Genomic DNA, 17,430 nt, shown 5'->3' with positions numbered 1-17,430 from the left:
TTGAATAGTTCGACTGAAATGGATGGACCGATGAAAGACCTTTTGCAGATCGACGGCCCGCGCCTGTGGGCGAGCCTCACGGAGATGGCGCGCATTGGCGCGACGGCGGGCGGCGGCGTGCGCCGCCTCGCGCTCACCGAAGAAGACCGGCGCGGGCGTGAGCTGTTTGCGCGCTGGTGCCGCGAGGCGGGCATGACTGTGTGGACCGACGAAGTGGGGAACCTGTTCGCGCGCCGCGAAGGCGACGATGCGCAGGCCGCGCCGGTGCTGATGGGCAGCCACCTGGACACGCAGCCCGAAGGCGGCCGCTTCGACGGCGTATACGGCGTGCTCGCCGCTCTCGAAGTCGTGCGCGCGCTCAACGACGCGGGCGCACGCACCGTGAAGCCGATCGCGATCTGCTCGTGGACCAATGAGGAGGGCGCGCGCTTCACGCCGGCGATGCTGGGCTCGGCGGTCTTCACTGGCGCGATGACGCTGGCGGAGGCACTCTCGCGCACGGACGCCGACGGCGTGACGCTCGGCGCGGCGCTCGACGCATGCGGCGCGCGCGGCACGCGTGCCGTGCAAGGCGTGGCCGTCGACGCCTACTTCGAAGCCCATATCGAGCAGGGCCCGATTCTGGAGGCGAACGGCACGACCATCGGCGTCGTGACGGGCGGCCAGGCGATCCGCTGGTTCGACGTGAACGTAACGGGCGTGGCCGCGCACGCGGGCACGACGCCGATGCGCTATCGCAAGGATGCGTGGTTCGGCGCGGCGCAGATGTCGCTCGACATCGAACGCACGATGGCGCGTTACGCACCGCTCGGTCTCGTGACGATCGGCCAGGCGCAGATCGTGAACTCGTCGCGCAACACGATCGCGGCGAACCTGACGTTCACGGTCGATCTGCGCCATCCCGACGATGCGCAACTCGATGCGATGGAGCGCGACTTGCGCGCGCTATGCGCGGACGTGGCCACACAGCGGGGCCTCGGCGTGCAGATCGCGCATTGCTGGACGAGCCCAGCCACGCCGTTCGATGCGCAATGCGTCGAACTGGTCGCGCAGGCAACGGCGCGCTTTGGCTATCCGCACGAGCGTATCGTGAGCGGTGCGGGGCACGACGCGATCCGGCTCGCACGCTACTGTCCGACGGCGATGGTGTTCATTCCCTGCGTGGACGGTCTGTCGCACAACGAAGCCGAGGACGCCCTGCCGGAAGACGTCACGGCCGGCGCGAACGTGCTGCTCAACGCGGTCGCGGCGCGCGCAGGCGTGCGCCTAGCCATTGCAGTGGAAAACTCGGCCGACGCGTAAAAGGAATAGGAGAACTGAACATGAAAACCTGGTTTCACCCCGATCAGCTGCTGCACCATCCGCGCGCCTATTTCTCGCGCGGCCAGTTGCGTGCGCCGCAGGAAGTGCCGCAGCGCGCCGAGCATCTCGTTGCCGCGGCGCGCTCGCTCGGCTTCGATGTGCAGGCGCCCGCCGATTTCGGCACCGCGCCCATCGCCGCCGTGCACGACATGAACTATCTGCGCTTTCTCGAAGAAGCGCACACTGAATGGAAGCGCGTGCCCGAAGATTGGGGCGAAGAGGTGATGTCGAACATCTACGTGCGCGAGCCGAATCCGCTGCGCGGCGTGCTCGCGCAGGCGGCGCGCTATCTCGCGGACGGCAGTTGCCCCATTGGCGCGAACACCTGGCGCGCGGCCTACTGGTCGGCGCAAAGCGCGCTGGCGGCCGCCGCGTGCGTGAACGAGGGCGCGCGCGAGTCGTATGCGCTCTCGCGTCCGCCCGGCCATCATGCCCGCGCGGACGCGGCAGGCGGCTTCTGCTATCTGAACAACGCGGCCATCGCGGCGCAGTCGCTGCGCAGCCGCTTCGCGCGCGTGGCGATTCTCGACACCGACATGCACCACGGCCAGGGGGTCCAGGAGATCTTCTACGGCCGCAGCGACGTGCTCTACATCTCGATCCACGGCGATCCGACCAACTTCTATCCGGTGGTCGCGGGCTACGAGGACGAGCGCGGCAACGGCGCGGGCGAGGGCTACAACGTCAATCTGCCGATGCCGCATGGCGCATCCGAAGCTGACTTCTTCGAGCGCGTGGAAGCGGCGCTGCGCATGCTCGGGCGCTTCCAACCGGACGCGCTCGTGCTGGCGCTCGGCTTCGACATCTACAAGGACGACCCGCAGTCGAAAGTCGCCGTGACCACCGAGGGTTTCGGCCGGCTCGGCGCGGCCATCGGCGCGCTCGGCCTGCCTTCGGTGATCGTGCAGGAAGGCGGCTATCACCTCGAAAGCCTCGAAGACAACGCGCGCGCGTTCTTCGGCGGTTTTACGGCAGCGCGCTGATCGGCGCGTGAACGCGCTTCAGGCGAGCAGCAGCCACGCCCCGCACGCGAGCCCTACTGTCGCGTAGACCGCGTAAGCGGGGAGCTTGAGCTTGCCGAAACACATCGCCGAGAAGACGGCCGTCAGCAGATAAGACAGATGCAGCGGCACCTGCCGCGCGATATGCCAGACGGCGATCGCGAGGAACGCGGTGGTCGCGGCGCGCAGCACGCGCATGGCGTGCTCGAAGCGCGGGTTCGCCTTCATGCGGTGCAGGTGCCTGCGCGCGAGCACGACGAGGCAGCCCGAAGGCACGAACAGCGCGAGCGTGGCGACGAGCGCGCCGACCCAGCCATCGACGAGATAGCCGAAGAAGGGCACCACGTTCAGGAGCGGCCCCGGCGAAAGCGGCGAGAGCGTGAACGCCAGCGTAAAGTCGTCGTTGGTGATGCCGACCGCTGGCGTGACGAACAGCGTTTTCAACACGGGCAGCGCAGAAAAGCCGCCGCCGAACAGCGTCATCCCCGCACCCGCGAGACGCGGCCAGAGCAGCGCAGAGTCGAGCGGATGCGGCAGCGGCAGCGCGAACACGACAATGAGCGCGGCAAGCGCGGCGAGCAACTGCATGTCGCGCCGCGTCACGCGCAATTCGAGCCGCTGCGAAGGCACCGGACTCGCGAGCCAGCCCGCGGCAAAGGCGACGAGCAGAATCGCCACGTAGGCTGCGCCGCTCGCCGCGAGGGCGAGGGCCGCGCAGGCCGCGAGCGCCACGCCCCATTCGAGCGGGCCGCGCACGAGCGCCCGCGTTTGCCGGTACCACGTCACGCCGATCAGCATGGCGAGCACCACGCTGAAATGGTCGAGCAGCGTGCGTGAGGCGACCGCATGCACGAGCGGCGTGCGGTAGAAAATGGCGAACAGCGTCATCAGCGCGAAGAAGGGCAGCACGCTCGCCACGCCCGCGACCCAGGCGCCCGCGCGTCCGCGCAGCGCATGACCGAGTTGCACCGCGACGTTGCAGCCCACCGGCCCCGGCACGATCCAGGCGAGCGCGACCAGATCCGAGAACGCCGTTTGCGTGAGACGCGCTTCGCGCTCCACGTAGTGCTGTTCGAGTTGCGCCATGAGCGCGAGGCCGCCCCATGAGACCGCGGACGCGGTCAGCACGACGCGAAAGAGCGTGAGGAGCGGTTCGTGATGGTCGCGGATTGGCGCCGCGATCGCTTCGTCGGTGCGGGTTTGCATGGCTGCATCGTGCGTGCGAAGGTCCGTGCAGGTCTGTGCGCGAAGGCACGCGGTTCGCGCAACTGACTGGAGAACGCGTGGAAAAATGCGCAACCTGCGCGCCGTCCCGGCCTCAACGCGATTGCGGCGCGTCGCTCAGGCGCTCGTTGCGGCGGTCTTCGTGCGCGGCTTGCGTGCCCGCCGGCGGCGTCGCGCTGCAGACGCCGAAGCGCTCGATCAGCGCGGCCACACCTTCCACGGGCACCGGGCGCGAGAACAGGAAGCCCTGCGCCTCGATCGGGCCGAGCGCGGAGAGCCACGCGATCTGCTCTTCGGTTTCGGTGCCCTCGACGACCACCGTGAGCCCGAGCGAGCGCGCGAGATTGACGATCGCCGAGACCATCACGCACACGCTGCGGTCCGCGGGGATGGCCTGCACGAACGAGCGGTCGACCTTGAGCGTGTCGACGGCGAAGCGGTTCAGGTAGGACAGCGACGAATAGCCCGTACCGAAGTCGTCGAGCGCGACGCGCACGCCAAGACGCTTTAGCGCGAAGATCTTCTCCGAGACCAGCTCCGGGTACTCCATCATCGCGGTTTCGGTGATCTCGAGTTCGAGCCGGTGCGCGGCAATGCCGGTTTCCTCGATTGCGCGCGCCACGGTCTCGTACAGGTCGCCGCGCCAGAACTGCACCGCCGAGATGTTGATGGCGAGCGTGAGCGACTCGTAGCCTTGCTGCTGCCACTGCGCGAGCTGTGCGCACGCGGTGCGGATCACGAAGTCGCCGACCGGCACGATGAGGCCCGTGGATTCGGCCACGGGAATGAATTCGCCCGCAGGAATGAGCCCGTATTGCGGATGGTTCCAGCGCACGAGCGCCTCGAAGCCCGTGATGCAGCGCCGGCGCAGATCGATCTTCGGCTGGTAGGCGAGAAAGAGCTGGTCCTCGGCGAGCGCGACGCGCAGCTGCTGCTCCCACTTCATCAGATGGTCGGCGCGGTGGGCGAGCTGCGGCGAGTAGAAGCGAAAGCAGTTGCGTCCGGCTTCCTTCGCGGCGTACATCGCAAGGTCGGCCTTCTTGAGCAGATCGATTTCGCTTTCGTGCGCGACCGCGAAGAGCGCGATGCCCGTGCTCGCGTGCAGCACGAAGGCGCTGCCGCGCACGTCGAACGGATGCGTGAACGCGGCGTTGGTGGCTTCGGCGAGCGCAATGGCGCGTTTTTCGATGTCGTCGCCCTTCACGATCACCACGAACTCGTCGCCGCCAATGCGCGCGAGCGTGCCCGCGCCGCCTACGGCGTCGGCGAGGCGCGCGGCGCTCATCTGCAGCACGATGTCGCCGGCGTTGTGGCCGAGCGTGTCGTTGACCGTCTTGAAGTTGTCGAGGTCGATGAAGAGGATGGCGAGCCGCCCGAGGTTGCCCGGCTGCGAGACTTCATGGCGCAGACGCTGCAGCGTGGCGTAACGGTTGGGCAGGCCCGTGAGCAGGTCGTACTGCACGAGTTGCGACATCTCGCGCTCGCGCCCGAGCAGCTTGCCGATCAGTCCCGTGGCCACGGCGAAGAACGAGAGCATGGCGAGCGAGATGAACGTCGCCATCATCAGGTAGACGTCGCGCGTGTGGTTGTAGTCGGCGAATTCCTCGGCCTGCGAGAGACCGACCAGCACGGCGAGCGGATAGCCATCGATATGACGGTACGAGACGATGCGCGTGACGTGATCGATCGGATCGACGTAGGTGCCCGACACGTGCTCGGAAATGGGATACACGCCGCTCGCGGAGAACGTGCCGTTCGCGCGCTCGGCGCTGCCCGTGCGGCGCGCGAGCACGGCGCCGCTGTCCGAGATCACGGCGATCACGCCGTCGCGGCCGATCGCGGCGTTGTTGTAGAAGTCGCTCGTGAAGTAGCTCGGGTCCTCAGAAACCACGACGACGCCCGCGAACGAGCCGTCCGGGTGATTGAGGCGGCGCGTCATCTGCAGGGTCCAGTGGCCCGACACGCGGCCGAGTACCGGCTTGCTGATATAGAGCTGGTCGTCGTTCTCGTGCTCGTGCACCTTGAAGTGCTCGCGGTCCGAGAGGTCGATGGGCTTGGGATTCGGATCGGCCGTGTTGGAGACGAGCGTGCCGTGCTCGTCGATGATCGACACCTGCACGAGCGAGTCGCTCTGAACCACGCCCTTTTCGACCGTGCTCGCGAGATCGAAGCGCCCAGGCGATTTTTCGAACTCGTACTTTACGAAGCGCGTGATCTGGTCGACCTGGTGGATCGCCTTGACCGTGTGCTGTTCGAGCGCCGCCGAGAGGATCGCCGCCGAGGCCGTGGCCTCGCGCATGGTGGCTTCCTTCTCGACCGACAGACGCGTGAAGATGACCGCCCACAGCAGCACGAGCACCAGCACGCCGAGCAGCGGAATGGCGAGCAGTGCGCGCGGACGCGTGTATGCCGGGCCGGGCGCGTTGCGCAGGCTCGAATCGCGCGAGAACGGACCCCGCGTGGCGCTCATCGCGGCCGCCGTAGGCGCGGGAACTCACACCGCGGATGCGGCGGCCGGAATGGCAAGGATGCGCTCGGTTGAGTCGGCGGCATGAAGGACGGATGGCTGGGGGAATACGTGGATTGCGCGCGCGCAATGCACGCCGGACGCGTCATGCGTCCGATGTTTCGATATTACTGGTTGGGGAATGATTAAGGAAGCTGTGGTCCCCCGGGTATACGCGAGGGTCGCCTCAACGCGCGCGCGATGCCCATGTGCGGTGCATAGCTGCGAAGCGGTGCATCGGGGTCGATGCGCCTTGCATGAACCAGGGTGCTGCTGCAGGCGCTTAGCCGAGCCGGCAGGTCCCGTCGACGACCGTCACCGAATGCCCGCCAATCCAGATCTGTTTCGCCGCATCGTCGTATTCGACGCGCACGCGCCCGTCGCGCCCGAGCGCCGTGCCCTGACGCACCGTATAGCGTGCGCCGGGACGACGGTTCTGCTGTTCAAGCAGCATGGCGATGGCGGCATTCGCGCTACCGGTGACGGGGTCCTCGCCCTTGCCGAGTCCGGTCATGAGGCAGCGCACTTCAAAGGTTGCGGGACCATTGGCCTCATGCGGGCCGTAGGCGGCCACGCCGTGTGCGCCCACACTTGCGGCAACCGCTTCGATCGCCTCGTAGTCGACGTCGAGCGCTAGCACCGCTTGTGCCGATGCGAGACATACGACGAGCCAGGGCGCGCCGTTGTCGACGCCGCAGGGCGCGGCCGAGAAGTCGATGACGTCCGGGCGCAGCGCCTCGCGCAATGCGTCGAACTGCGCGGCGGCGAGCGGCGTCACGCGCGCGGGCGGCGCGGCGAAGGCCCATGCGCCGTTTTCACCGGCGGCCAGATCGATGAGCCCGGCGCCGCATTCCTGCACGAGGCGGCCAGGCGTCTTCGGCGTGCGGCCGCTTTCGAGAAACGCGTGCGCCGTGCCGAGCGTCGGATGGCCCGCGAAGGGCAGCTCGCCCTTGGTCGTGAAGATGCGCACGCGGTAGTCGGCGCGCGCGTCGGCGGGGGCGAGCAGGAAGCTGGTTTCCGAGAGATTGGTCCAGCGCGCGATGGCCTGCATCTCGTCGCCGCTCAAGCCGTCGGCGTCGAACACCACGGCGAGCGGGTTGCCCTTGAAGGGTACCGACGTGAAGACGTCGACCTGTTTGAAGCGGACGCTGTGCTGGGTCATGGCGGGACGATCGTGGAAGGGGTAAGGCCGGACGCAAGAGGTGCGCCAGGTTGCGCGAACGCACAACAGAAAAATACGAGCCAGTGCGCGGACCTGGATGCGGGTCCGCGCACCTTACCGAAGCTCGCCGATGTCGCTTACTCGACTTCGGCGACCAGCTCGATCTCGACGCATGCGCCAAGCGGAATCTGCGCGACGCCGAAGGCCGAGCGCGCATGCTTGCCCTTCTCACCGAACACGTCGGCGATCAGCTCCGAAGCGCCGTTCGTGACGACGTGCTGTTCCGTGAAGGTGAGCGTCGAATTCACGAGGCTCATGAGCTTGACCACGCGCTTGACCTTGTTGAGGTCGCCCGTATGGGCGTGCAGCGTGGCGAGCAGGTCGATCGCGATCGAGCGCGCGGCGGCCTTGCCTTCCTCTGTCGTCAGCGACTCGCCCAGCTTGCCGGTCCACACCTTGCCGTCCTTCTTGGCGATGTGCCCCGACAGGTACACCGTGTTGCCGCTCTGGGCGCTCATCACGTAGGCCGCGGCGGGCGCGCCTGCCTGGGGCAGGGTGATGCCGAGCTGTTCGAGACGGTCGTAGATGTTGATGTCAGCCATGATCAGGATTCCTCGTTCGGGTGTTGAGTCGGAAAAAGCCTGGCGCTGCGCGAGGCCTTCGCCGGGCTTGCGTCAGGCGTGCGCGCGAATCAGGGCCGCGAGCTTCGCCACGCCTTCTTCGATCTTCGCGGGCGGCACCGTGACGAACGACAGGCGCAGCTTGTTGTGTTGCGGCTCGTCGGCGAAGAACGGCGCGCCGGGTACGAAGGCCACGTTCTGCGCGACGGCTTCGGCCAGCAGCTTCATGCTGTCGATGTTCGAGGGCAGCGTCACCCAGATGAACATGCCGCCTTCCGGGCGGTTCCAGCTCACGCCTTCGGGCATGTTGCGCTTGAGCGAGTCGAGCATCGCCTCGCACTGGTCGCGATAGAGTGCGCGCACCTTCGGGATGTGCGTGTCGAGGAAGCCGTCCTTCACCACCTCGTAGACGATGCGCTGCGTGAAGCTCGGCGTGTGCAGGTCGGTGGCCTGCTTGGCCTGCACGAGCTTGAAGTGCAGGTCTTCGGGCGCAATGATGTAGCCCACCCGCAGGCCCGGCGCCAGGATCTTCGAGAACGAACCCAGATGCACGACATGCTCGGGCGCGAGCGAGTGCACCGTCGGCAGCGGCTCGCCCGCGTAGAGCAGCGCGCCGTAGGGGTCGTCTTCGATGACGGGGAAGGGCGAGTGCTTCGCGAACTCCGCGAGCGCCTGGCGGCGCTCGAGGGGCAGGCGGCGGCCCGTCGGGTTCTGGAAGTTCGGGATTGCGTAGAGCAGGCGCGCGCCGGCCGTGAGTTCGGGCGTGAGGCCTCCGGGCACGAGGCTCTTTTCGTCGGTCGGGACCTGGACGTACTTCGGCTCGTAAAGCGAGAACGACTGCAGCGCGCCGAGGTAGGTGGGCGTTTCCACGAGCACGGGGCTATTGGGGCAGACCAGCACCTTGCCGATCAGGTCGAGCGCCTGCTGCGAACCCGTGGTGATGAGCACCTGCGAGGGACGCACTTTCACGCCGCCCACCGAGTGGCGCGCGGCAATCCATTCGCGCAGCGGCATATAGCCTTCGGTCGCGCTGTACTGGAGGGCGCCCGAGGGGTCGTCGCGCAGGATGCGATCGGCGGCGGCGCGCATTTCCTCGGCCGGGAAGCTGGCCGGCGCGGGCAGGCCGCCCGCGAACGAAATGACTTCGGGACGCTCGGTGACCTTCAGGATTTCGCGAATCGCCGAGCTGGTCAGCTTGATTGCACGCTCGGACAGTTGCCACGCGGGCGCGGCCTTAAGATCGCTCTGGTCCATGGGGTCTCCTTGTTGGGGTGGGGCGAGTGACTCATTCAGTGACGGCATGGGGCGCGATCACACGCCGCCGGATGCCGCCGAAAACCTTGAATTATGACGCGAAACCGGCTCATGCGCGCGCTGGCGCCGGGGCCGTGCGGATCGCCGCGCGGCGACCGAGCACGACCGTGGCGATCACCGCGGCGGCATAGAGCCATGCCGAGGTCGCGACCTGTTCGCCGAAAAAGAGCGCCGAGAACGCCATCGTGAAGAAGATCTGCAGCAGCTGCACCTGGCCCACGCGCGCCGTGCCGCCCATGGCGAGCCCCGCGTACCACGCGAAAAAGCCGATGAACTGCGAAAACAGCGTGACGTAGCCGAAGGCGAGCCAGGTCTTGAGCGCGACGGGGCCCGGATGCGCCACGTGATGCGCCCACGCGAGCCAGCCAACGGGCAACGCCAGGAACGGCGCCGAGAGCACGAGCGCCCAGCAGATCACCTGCCAGCCGCCCAGTTGACGCGCGAGGCGCGCGCCTTCGGCGTAGCCGAGCGCGCCGATGCCGACTGCGATGAGCATCCAGGCGTCGCCCGCATGCAGCGAGCCGCCGCCCGCCTGGAGCGCGAACGCGACCACAAGAGCGCTGCCGATGAGCGCGCTGGCCCAGAACGCCTTCGAGGGCCGCTCGTGTGAGAGCCACGCGGCGTAGATCGCCACGGCGAGCGGCTGCAGGCCGTTGACGATGGCGCCGTGCGAGGCCGGCACAGTCTTCATCGCGAAGGCGGAAAACACCGGAAACGCGACGATCACGCCAAGCGACACCACGGCGAGGCTCTTGACCTGCGGCCAGGTGGGCCATGTCTCGCGGCGGATGGCGAGCAGCAGCGCGGCCGGCACGGCGGCGGCGAGCGCGCGGCCGAGGCCGTTCAGGAGCGGGTGGAATTCGGCGACGACGATGCGCGTCATCGGCAGCGTGAGGCTAAAGATCATGACGCCGACGAGGCCGAGCAGCATGCCTTGTGTTTCGCGTGCTTTCATGCGGGACTTTGCGCTCGACGGATCAGCGTGCCGGCGCGCCGAGCGTGCGCGGACCGGACGGGGTTTCGAACTGCGCGACGAGCGCAGGCGAGAGGGCTTCCTCCACGGCGATCAGATGCGCCGCGCCGAGCCACTGCACTTGTTCGCGCGCCGCTTGCGCCTCTGGGTGAAAGCCGGTGAGCGACGTGAGCGCGATGCCGGTATCGGCCAGCGCCTGCGATGGATGATGCGCCGTGTCCCACTGGATCAGCGAGGGCAGAATACCGTCGCCCGCGCCTTGCCAGGACGGGAAGGCGCCGTTTTCCGGCACCGTGAGCTGCCACGAAAACTCGCCGCGCGTCATCGGCACGAGCGTGGGGATGCGCTGCGGGTACTGCTCGCGCCAGCGTGCGAGGCTCTTCGGCGGATCGACGCGCGCGACCCAATGCGACAGGTACGGCCCCTGTTCGAGGCGTGCCAGTACGGCGGGGTCGTCGAGCGCGAAGAGGCGCGCGCGGGCGTTCGCGTCGCTTTTCGCCGCCGGATCGATCGCGATGACTTCCAGATACGCACCGCCCCACAGCCCGAGCAGACGGTTGTGCGTGCGCATGAGCGGGTGCGCGCCGCCGCCCGTGGGTGCCGCGCCGAGCGCGTCGCTCACGTACTGCACGCCTTCTTCCAACGTGCGCGCGGCAACGACGAGGTGATCGAGGCGAAGCGGCGAAGCGTTCATGGGCGGGCGGTCGGAGCCAGAAGTTTCCAGGGCCGGAAGGAAGAGGCAGGCGCGCGCCCGAACAGTGTGCCGACGCCGCGACCGCATCCTTACCGGTACGCATGCGATCAAATGTACCGGTATGGCTGCAGACAGTAACGGTACAATCGGCCCGATAGTGCTCTGTACAGTTCGAGTTCAGGGAGTCCGCATGTCCTCCGTACCGCTAGACCAGATTCCCGCCCCGCACGACGCGGCCACGCTCACGCTCGTCGACCAGCTCGTGCAGTGGGGCCGCCGCCGCATCGAGGAGCGCGTGTTCCGCCCCGGCATGCGCATGCCGTCTATCCGCAAGCTCGCGCTCGACAAGGGCGTGTCGCGCTTCACCGTGGTGGAGGCGTACGAGCGTCTGGTCGCGCAGGGCTACCTCGACTCGCGGCGCGGTTCCGGCTTTTACGTGCGCGAGCGGCTGGCGCTCGTGGCGGGCGGCGAACGCCAGCCGGTGGCCGCGGGCGTCCCCGTGCGCGCCGACGCGGTAGCCGCCCCCGCGCCACCGACCATCGACGTGGTCTGGCTGCTGCGCAACATGCTTCACACGTCCACGCGGCCGGAAAAAGGGCCGGGTCTTGGCTATCTGCCCGCGCGCTGGCTGGACGGCGAACTGCTGACCGGCGCAATGCGCTCGCTTGGCCGCCAGAGCGGCACGCAGCTACTGGGCTTCGGCTCGCCGCAAGGCTTCCTGCCGCTGCGCCAGCAGCTCCAGACCCGCATGGCGGAGCTCGAGATCGGCGCGACGCCCGAGCAGATCGTGCTCGTCTCCGGCATCACCCAGGCGATCGACCTGCTCGCGCGCCTCTACGTGCAGCCCGGCGACACGGTGATCGTGGGCGACCCCGCGTGGTTCCAGATGTTCGGGCGCTTCGCCTCGCAGGGCGCGCGGCTCGTCGGCATGCCGTACACGCCCGAAGGGCCGGACCTCGACGCGCTCGAAGCGCTGGTCGAGACCTGGCGGCCGAAAATGCTCGTCATCAATTCGGTGCTGCAAAATCCAACGGGCACCTCGCTTACCGCCGCGCAGGCGTTCCGCATTCTGCGGCTTGCCGAACAGTACGACTTCATCGTCGTGGAAGACGACGTCTACGGCGACCTCTGCCCGGCCGGCTATCCGGCAACGCGCCTCGCGAGCCTCGACCAGCTTCGCCGCGTGATCTATCTCGGCAGCTTTTCGAAGACGCTCGCGCCGAACCTGCGCGTGGGCTATATCGCGAGCGCGCTCGACGTGACCCAGGCCGTGGCGGACCAAAAAATGCTCGTCGGCATGACTAGCCCGGAACTCAACGAACGCGTGCTCTACCGCGTGCTCACGGAGGGTCATTACCGGCGTCACGTGGAGCGCCTGCGCGGGCGGCTGGATGGGGTGCGCGACAAGGCTGCGCGCATGCTGGAGCGCGCCGGCTTGCGCCTCTTCGCGGCGCCGGGCGCCGGCATGTTCCTGTGGGCGGACACCGGCGTCGACGCGGACGCGCTCACTGCGGCGGGCCACGAAGCGGGCTTCCTGCTCACGCCGGGGAGCCTGTTTTCGCCGCACCAGTCGCCGACCACGTGGATGCGCTTCAACATCGCCAACTGCGGCGACCCGGCGCTGCCCGCGTTCCTCGCCGACTACCTCGAAGGCGTGGCTAGGCGCGGCGGTGGCGCCCATGCGTGAATTCGCGGGCGGCGGCTCTTGAAACCGGCGCCGTCTGTCCCCAACTGGGCGGGCGGCGCGCCGCGAAGCGCATTGCCGAGAACTCGCGGCCACAAATTTGTCAGACTAGAACTGCAACGTAAGAGGACTCGACCATGGCACAAGAAACCATGAGCTTTCAGGCAGAAGTGAAACAGCTTCTGCACCTGATGATCCATTCGCTGTACAGCAACAAGGAAATCTTCCTGCGCGAACTCATCTCGAACGCATCGGACGCGGCGGACAAGCTGCGCTTCGAGGCGATCGCCAACAGCGCACTTTATGAGAACGATCCGAACCTGCGCATCCGCGTGGGCTTCGATAAAGAAGCGCGCACCATCACGATCGACGACAACGGCATCGGCATGAGTCACGACGAAGCCGTGTCGAACCTCGGCACGATCGCGCGCTCGGGCACGAAGGAATTCTTCGGCAAGCTTTCGGGCGACCAGCAGAAGGACGCGGCGCTGATCGGCCAGTTCGGCGTGGGCTTCTATTCGGGCTTCATCGTCGCGGACAAGATCACCGTGGAAAGCCGCCGCGCGGGCCTGGCGGCCGCCGAAGGCGTGCGCTGGACGAGCGCGGGCGAGGGCGAGTTCGCCGTCGAGACGATCGAGCGCGCGCAGCGCGGCACGACGATCACGCTGCATCTGCGCGAAGGCGAGGACGAGCTGCTTTCCGCATGGAAGATCAAGTCGATCATCCAGAAGTATTCGGATCACGTCGGTCTGCCCATCGAGATGAAGAAGGAAGAATGGGACGCCGAAAAGAGCGAAATGGTCACGAAGGACGAGTACGAGACCATCAACCAGGCGAGCGCGCTGTGGACGCGTTCGAAGAGCGAGATCAGCGACGAACAGTATCAGCAGTTCTATCAGCACCTCGCGCACGACCATCAGAATCCGCTCGCGTGGACGCATAACCGAGTGGAAGGCCGCAGCGAATATACGCAACTCCTTTACGTGCCGTCGCATGCGCCGTTCGACCTGTGGAACCGCGATCACAAGAGCGGTCTGAAGCTCTACGTGAAGCGCGTGTTCATCATGGACGACGCCGAGCAGCTGCTGCCGAACTATCTGCGCTTCGTGAAGGGCGTGGTCGATTCGAGCGATCTGCCGCTCAACGTCTCGCGCGAAATCCTCCAGGAAAGCCGCGACGTCAAGGCGATTCGCGACGGCGTGACCAAGCGCGTGCTCTCGATGCTCGAAGAGATGGCGAACGCTGTTACGGACGCCGAAGCAAGCGAAGAGGACAAGGCGAAGTACGCCACATTCTGGACCGAGTTCGGCCAGGTGCTCAAGGAAGGCATCGGCGAGGATCATGCCAATCGCGAGCGCGTGGCGAAGCTGGCGCGCTTCGCGTCCACGCACAACGATACGAACGAGCAGACCGTCACGCTCGCCGACTACGTGGCGCGCATGAAGCCCGAGCAGACGAAGATCTATTACGTCACCGCTGACACGTGGCAAGCCGCGAAGAACAGCCCGCACCTCGAAGTGTTCCGCAAGAAGGGCGTGGAAGTGCTGCTCCTCACGGACCGCGTGGACGAGTGGATGCTGTCGTTCCTGAACGAGTTCGACGGCAAGCCGCTCGGGAGCGTGGCGCGCGGCGACCTCGACCTCGGCGCGCTCAACGACGAGGAAAAGCAGCAGCAGGAAAAGGTGAGCGAAGAGTTGAAGCCGCTCGTCGAGCACATGAAGGAAGCGCTCAAGGACAAGGCCAAGGACGTGCGCCTCACGTTCCGCCTGACCGATTCGCCCTCGTGCCTCGTGGCCGACGAAGGCGACATGAGCGGCTATCTGCAGCGCATGCTGAAAGCGGCGGGACAAAATGCGCCGCAGATGCAGCCGATCCTCGAAGTGAACCCGGAGCATCCGCTCGTGAAGGCGCTGCGCACCGATAGCGCGGACTTCGGCGACTGGTGCAATCTGCTGTTCGATCAGGCGTTGCTGGCGGAAGGCGGTGCGCTGGAAGATCCGGCCAGCTTCGTCAAGCGTACGAATGCATTGCTGATTGCGCGCGCCGGCTAAAGCGCGCGGCTTCGCATGACCGAAACCCCTTGCGGCTACCCGCTGCAAGGGGTTTTTCTTTTGTCCGCCGCGCTTGCAGCGAACTGAAATCCGCGCAGCCTATAATGCGCGCCATGCCTCTTCGATTCGATGCCGCTAACGCGCACTGGCGCGTCACGCCCTTGCCCGCCTTGAGCGCCGACCAGAAGGACTGGCTCACGCGCGGCGGTTCGCTCACGGCGCATTTGCGCACGCTCGGCCGCGTCATGGTGCGGGTCACGCGCGAAGCCGTCGACATGCCCTGGTCCGATGAATGTGCCGCGCTCGGTCTCGCGCCGCGCGAGCGCGCGTGGGTGCGCGAGATCGTGCTCGAAGTCGATGGCGTGCCGTTCGTCGCCGCGCACAGCGTGACGCCGCTCGCCGCGAGCCAAGGCGTGTGGCAGGCCATGCGCCGCTTGCGCACGCGGCCGCTCGCGGAACTCCTCTATAGCGATAGCGGTGTGGCGCGCTCCGCGCTCGTGAGCCGGCGCGTGAGCGCGCGGCATCCGCTCTACACACTCGCGGCGCGCGAAATCATGGTCGAGTCGAAGCGCGCGCCGCATGCGTTCGTCGCGCGCCGCTCGGTATTCGAGCGCGCAGGCGCGCCGCTGCTCGTGACCGAATGCATGCTGCCCGCGCTGTGGTCGCGCCTTGCAAGCGGACCTTTGGCGCAAGAAACCGGCGTGCATCTCGGACGCGAACGCGGCCCGCTCGATCACACCGCTTCGCGCGCGTATCACGCGCCGCGTTGAACGTGCCGCATCTGTTGCCATGACCTTCAAGCACTGCTTCGATCCCGTCGTCGATGCGCATACCCGCGTGCTCATCCTCGGTAGTCTGCCGGGCGAGGCGTCGCTCGCGCATCAGCAGTACTACGCGCACAAGCAGAACAAGTTCTGGCATCTCGTGGGCGAGGTGATCGGCGAGGATCTCGTGGCGATGGAGTACGAAGCGCGGCTCCAAACGCTGCGCGCGCATCGCGTGGGCCTCTGGGACGTCGTGGCGCAGGCGCGCCGCGAGGGCAGTCTCGATGGCGATATCCGCGACCACGAGGGCAACGATCTCGTCGCGCTTGTCGAACGCCTGCCCGCCCTCGAAGCGATCGCGTTCAACGGCGGCACGGCGGCGCGCATCGGCGAGCGCATTCTTGGCGCACGTGCGCGAGCCATGACGATTCTGCGCCTGCCCTCCAGCAGTCCTGCATATGCGTCGATGAACTTCGCGGCGAAACTCGTGCAATGGCGCGCATTAGGCACGTTCACAGGCGACCCCGATGCGCCTATGAGTGCTGGCGCACACAAACGTAAGCGCGCTGCAACGTCGCCCCGCTAGCATGATTCCGCAGCACGCTGCGGCGCGCGCTCATCCCGTCGGGACACGAGACCATAATGAACAAGAAACGTCTGCCCCTGATCATTTTGCCCATGATGCTCATGCCAGGCGCCTGCCCGGGCGACAGCCACTGACTCGCGCAGCGCGTGGGCCAGGCGCTCGAAGTGCCTGCCAAATCAGGCCCGAAGCGCGGCGAATGCTATGCTCTCGGTCGCCTGAGCAAATGCACCTGCATTTGCGTCCCCATAGCAAGCGATTTTCTACATGACGACTCTCATCAAGCGCGCCTCCGCCGAGGCCCGCGCATTCAAGCAAACCGGTAACGCGACGCAGTCGGGCGAGACCGCAAAGGTCACGAAGCGCCCCCGCCGCGTGGCCGCTGCCGCCGACGACGAACTCGACAACGCCCCGGTCATCGAAGCGCCGCGCAAGCCGCGTTTCGCGCCGGTCACGTTCTCTGAAGAGAACGGCGTGCGCTATCTACACTTCGGCACGGAGTGGGTCCAGGGCGCCATGCGTCTTGCGAAGCCGCTGCACATCGAACTGGAATACGCGCAGCAGATGATGGCCTGGCTGCTGTTCCTCGCCACGCCCGAGCGCATCGTGCAACTGGGCCTGGGCGCCGCCGCGCTCACCAAGTTCGCGCACCGCTATCTGCGTCCCGCAAAGGTCGAGGCGATCGAACTGAATCCGGCTGTCGTGGTTGCCGCGCGCACGATGTTCGATCTGCCCTACGACGACGCGCGCCTCACCGTGCGCGAACTCGACGCGTGGGACTTCGTGCAGGACCGCGTCAATCACGGCACCATCGGCGCGCTGCAGATCGACGTGTACGACGCGACCGCGCGCGGCCCGGTACTCGACAGCGTGGCGTTCTACCGCGCCGTGCGCGCCTGCCTGACCGATGCCGGCGTCGCAACGATCAACCTGTTCGGCGACCACCCGAGCTTCGTGCGCAACATGAAGCGCCTGAACGAAGCTTTCGAAGGCCGCGTGATCGCGCTGCCCGAAGTGCACGAAGGCAATCGCGTCGCGCTCGCGTTCTCGGGCCCGGCGCTCGAAGTCACCTTCGATGCGCTCGAAAAGCGCGCGCGCCTGCTCGAAAGCAAGCTCGGCCTGCCGGCGCACCAGTGGGTCAAGGCGCTGCGCGAATCGAGCGGACAGCACGGCGCGTCGTTCTCGATCTGATCCGCGCGAACGGCGGCAACGCCGTTGCGGCACAGAAACCGGCTTCAGGGCCGGTTTTTTTTGTGCGCCGAGCATGCGCAACAGCTTGGGGGTGAGAGTCCCCTGCCCAGCCAGATGGGGCGAAGGGCTAGTGAAACGCAAGGGCGTCGTCGCGAGGCGGGGTCTGAAGGAAGCGTGTAGCAAAGCCGCGACCTGACGAACAGAAACCAGATATGAGGCCCACCAGGTCGGACGAGCGAGCAAATGATCGCGAAGTCCACAACCATCAAAGACCGGGGAGGTAGATCTGGCAGGTGTGCGG

The 17,430-nt window shown here is 66.9% G+C and carries 14 protein-coding genes; 7 read left to right on the top strand and 7 right to left on the bottom strand.

Annotated elements, in window-relative coordinates; genetic code table 11:
* Positions 1 to 30: 30 nt before the first annotated feature.
* Complete coding sequence (locus tag M3I53_RS26940; protein WP_254318931.1) at positions 31 to 1,302, top strand: Zn-dependent hydrolase; 1,272 nt, start codon at positions 31 to 33, stop codon at positions 1,300 to 1,302.
* 20 nt (positions 1,303 to 1,322) lie between these two features.
* Positions 1,323 to 2,345, top strand: coding sequence for a histone deacetylase family protein (locus M3I53_RS26935; RefSeq protein ID WP_254318930.1), 1,023 nt, complete (start codon positions 1,323 to 1,325; stop codon positions 2,343 to 2,345).
* An 18-nt stretch (positions 2,346 to 2,363) separates the two neighbouring features.
* Here M3I53_RS26935 and M3I53_RS26930 read toward each other — a convergent pair whose 3' ends face one another.
* The 7 genes from M3I53_RS26930 to M3I53_RS26900 form a co-directional block, all read right to left on the bottom strand.
* Complete coding sequence (locus M3I53_RS26930) at positions 2,364 to 3,569, bottom strand: chromate transporter (protein ID WP_254318928.1); 1,206 nt, start codon at positions 3,567 to 3,569, stop codon at positions 2,364 to 2,366.
* A 112-nt stretch (positions 3,570 to 3,681) separates the two neighbouring features.
* Positions 3,682 to 6,057: an EAL domain-containing protein gene (locus M3I53_RS26925; RefSeq protein WP_254318927.1), complete on the bottom strand. Its 2,376-nt coding sequence runs from the start codon at positions 6,055 to 6,057 to the stop codon at positions 3,682 to 3,684.
* A gap of 319 nt (positions 6,058 to 6,376) precedes the next feature.
* Positions 6,377 to 7,255, bottom strand: coding sequence for a PhzF family phenazine biosynthesis protein (locus M3I53_RS26920; protein WP_254318925.1), 879 nt, complete (start codon positions 7,253 to 7,255; stop codon positions 6,377 to 6,379).
* Positions 7,256 to 7,392: 137 nt separating this feature from the next.
* On the bottom strand, positions 7,393 to 7,857 hold the full coding sequence (locus M3I53_RS26915) for a RidA family protein (RefSeq protein ID WP_254318923.1): 465 nt from the start codon (positions 7,855 to 7,857) through the stop codon (positions 7,393 to 7,395).
* A gap of 72 nt (positions 7,858 to 7,929) precedes the next feature.
* Positions 7,930 to 9,129 (bottom strand): PLP-dependent aminotransferase family protein, encoded by a 1,200-nt coding sequence (locus tag M3I53_RS26910; RefSeq protein ID WP_254318919.1) that lies wholly within the window; start codon positions 9,127 to 9,129, stop codon positions 7,930 to 7,932.
* 109 nt (positions 9,130 to 9,238) lie between these two features.
* The gene (locus M3I53_RS26905; RefSeq protein WP_254318918.1) at positions 9,239 to 10,144 is read right to left on the bottom strand and encodes a DMT family transporter; all 906 of its coding nucleotides are present in this window, start codon (positions 10,142 to 10,144) and stop codon (positions 9,239 to 9,241) included.
* Between the two features lie 22 nt (positions 10,145 to 10,166).
* Complete coding sequence (locus M3I53_RS26900; protein WP_254318916.1) at positions 10,167 to 10,856, bottom strand: VOC family protein; 690 nt, start codon at positions 10,854 to 10,856, stop codon at positions 10,167 to 10,169.
* Between the two features lie 190 nt (positions 10,857 to 11,046).
* Here M3I53_RS26900 and M3I53_RS26895 point away from each other — a divergent pair, with 190 nt between their 5' ends.
* The 5 genes from M3I53_RS26895 to M3I53_RS26875 all read left to right on the top strand — a co-directional run bounded on the left by M3I53_RS26895 (position 11,047) and on the right by M3I53_RS26875 (position 17,129).
* On the top strand, positions 11,047 to 12,543 hold the full coding sequence (locus M3I53_RS26895) for a PLP-dependent aminotransferase family protein (protein ID WP_254318914.1): 1,497 nt from the start codon (positions 11,047 to 11,049) through the stop codon (positions 12,541 to 12,543).
* A 134-nt stretch (positions 12,544 to 12,677) separates the two neighbouring features.
* On the top strand, positions 12,678 to 14,591 hold the full coding sequence (htpG, locus tag M3I53_RS26890; protein WP_254318913.1) for a molecular chaperone HtpG: 1,914 nt from the start codon (positions 12,678 to 12,680) through the stop codon (positions 14,589 to 14,591).
* Between the two features lie 113 nt (positions 14,592 to 14,704).
* Entirely contained in the window at positions 14,705 to 15,361 is a 657-nt protein-coding gene (locus tag M3I53_RS26885) for a chorismate lyase (protein ID WP_254318912.1), read from the top strand.
* 19 nt (positions 15,362 to 15,380) lie between these two features.
* Complete coding sequence (locus tag M3I53_RS26880) at positions 15,381 to 15,941, top strand: DNA-deoxyinosine glycosylase (RefSeq protein ID WP_254318910.1); 561 nt, start codon at positions 15,381 to 15,383, stop codon at positions 15,939 to 15,941.
* 264 nt (positions 15,942 to 16,205) lie between these two features.
* Positions 16,206 to 17,129 (top strand): spermidine synthase, encoded by a 924-nt coding sequence (locus M3I53_RS26875; RefSeq protein WP_254318908.1) that lies wholly within the window; start codon positions 16,206 to 16,208, stop codon positions 17,127 to 17,129.
* Positions 17,130 to 17,430: the final 301 nt, after the last annotated feature.

Origin of the sequence: Paraburkholderia sp. CNPSo 3272 (genome assembly GCF_024206495.1) — a bacterium.
GTDB lineage: Bacteria > Pseudomonadota > Gammaproteobacteria > Burkholderiales > Burkholderiaceae > Paraburkholderia.
This window is presented reverse-complemented; position numbering and strand designations above follow the sequence as displayed.

Excerpts from the sequence above, each read along its gene's own strand:
- M3I53_RS26935 (WP_254318930.1), top strand. The coding sequence starts at position 1,323 with ATGAAAACCTGGTTTCACCCCGATCAGCTGCTGCACCATCCGCGCGCC.
- M3I53_RS26895 (WP_254318914.1), top strand. The coding sequence starts at position 11,047 with ATGTCCTCCGTACCGCTAGACCAGATTCCCGCCCCGCACGACGCGGCC.
- M3I53_RS26930 (WP_254318928.1), bottom strand. The coding sequence starts at position 3,569 with ATGCAAACCCGCACCGACGAAGCGATCGCGGCGCCAATCCGCGACCAT.
- M3I53_RS26885 (WP_254318912.1), top strand. The coding sequence starts at position 14,705 with ATGCCTCTTCGATTCGATGCCGCTAACGCGCACTGGCGCGTCACGCCC.
- M3I53_RS26915 (WP_254318923.1), bottom strand. The coding sequence starts at position 7,857 with ATGGCTGACATCAACATCTACGACCGTCTCGAACAGCTCGGCATCACC.
- M3I53_RS26875 (WP_254318908.1), top strand. The coding sequence starts at position 16,206 with ATGACGACTCTCATCAAGCGCGCCTCCGCCGAGGCCCGCGCATTCAAG.
- M3I53_RS26940 (WP_254318931.1), top strand. The coding sequence starts at position 31 with ATGAAAGACCTTTTGCAGATCGACGGCCCGCGCCTGTGGGCGAGCCTC.
- M3I53_RS26900 (WP_254318916.1), bottom strand. The coding sequence starts at position 10,856 with ATGAACGCTTCGCCGCTTCGCCTCGATCACCTCGTCGTTGCCGCGCGC.
- M3I53_RS26905 (WP_254318918.1), bottom strand. The coding sequence starts at position 10,144 with ATGAAAGCACGCGAAACACAAGGCATGCTGCTCGGCCTCGTCGGCGTC.
- htpG (WP_254318913.1), top strand. The coding sequence starts at position 12,678 with ATGGCACAAGAAACCATGAGCTTTCAGGCAGAAGTGAAACAGCTTCTG.
- M3I53_RS26910 (WP_254318919.1), bottom strand. The coding sequence starts at position 9,129 with ATGGACCAGAGCGATCTTAAGGCCGCGCCCGCGTGGCAACTGTCCGAG.
- M3I53_RS26925 (WP_254318927.1), bottom strand. The coding sequence starts at position 6,057 with ATGAGCGCCACGCGGGGTCCGTTCTCGCGCGATTCGAGCCTGCGCAAC.
- M3I53_RS26920 (WP_254318925.1), bottom strand. The coding sequence starts at position 7,255 with ATGACCCAGCACAGCGTCCGCTTCAAACAGGTCGACGTCTTCACGTCG.
- M3I53_RS26880 (WP_254318910.1), top strand. The coding sequence starts at position 15,381 with ATGACCTTCAAGCACTGCTTCGATCCCGTCGTCGATGCGCATACCCGC.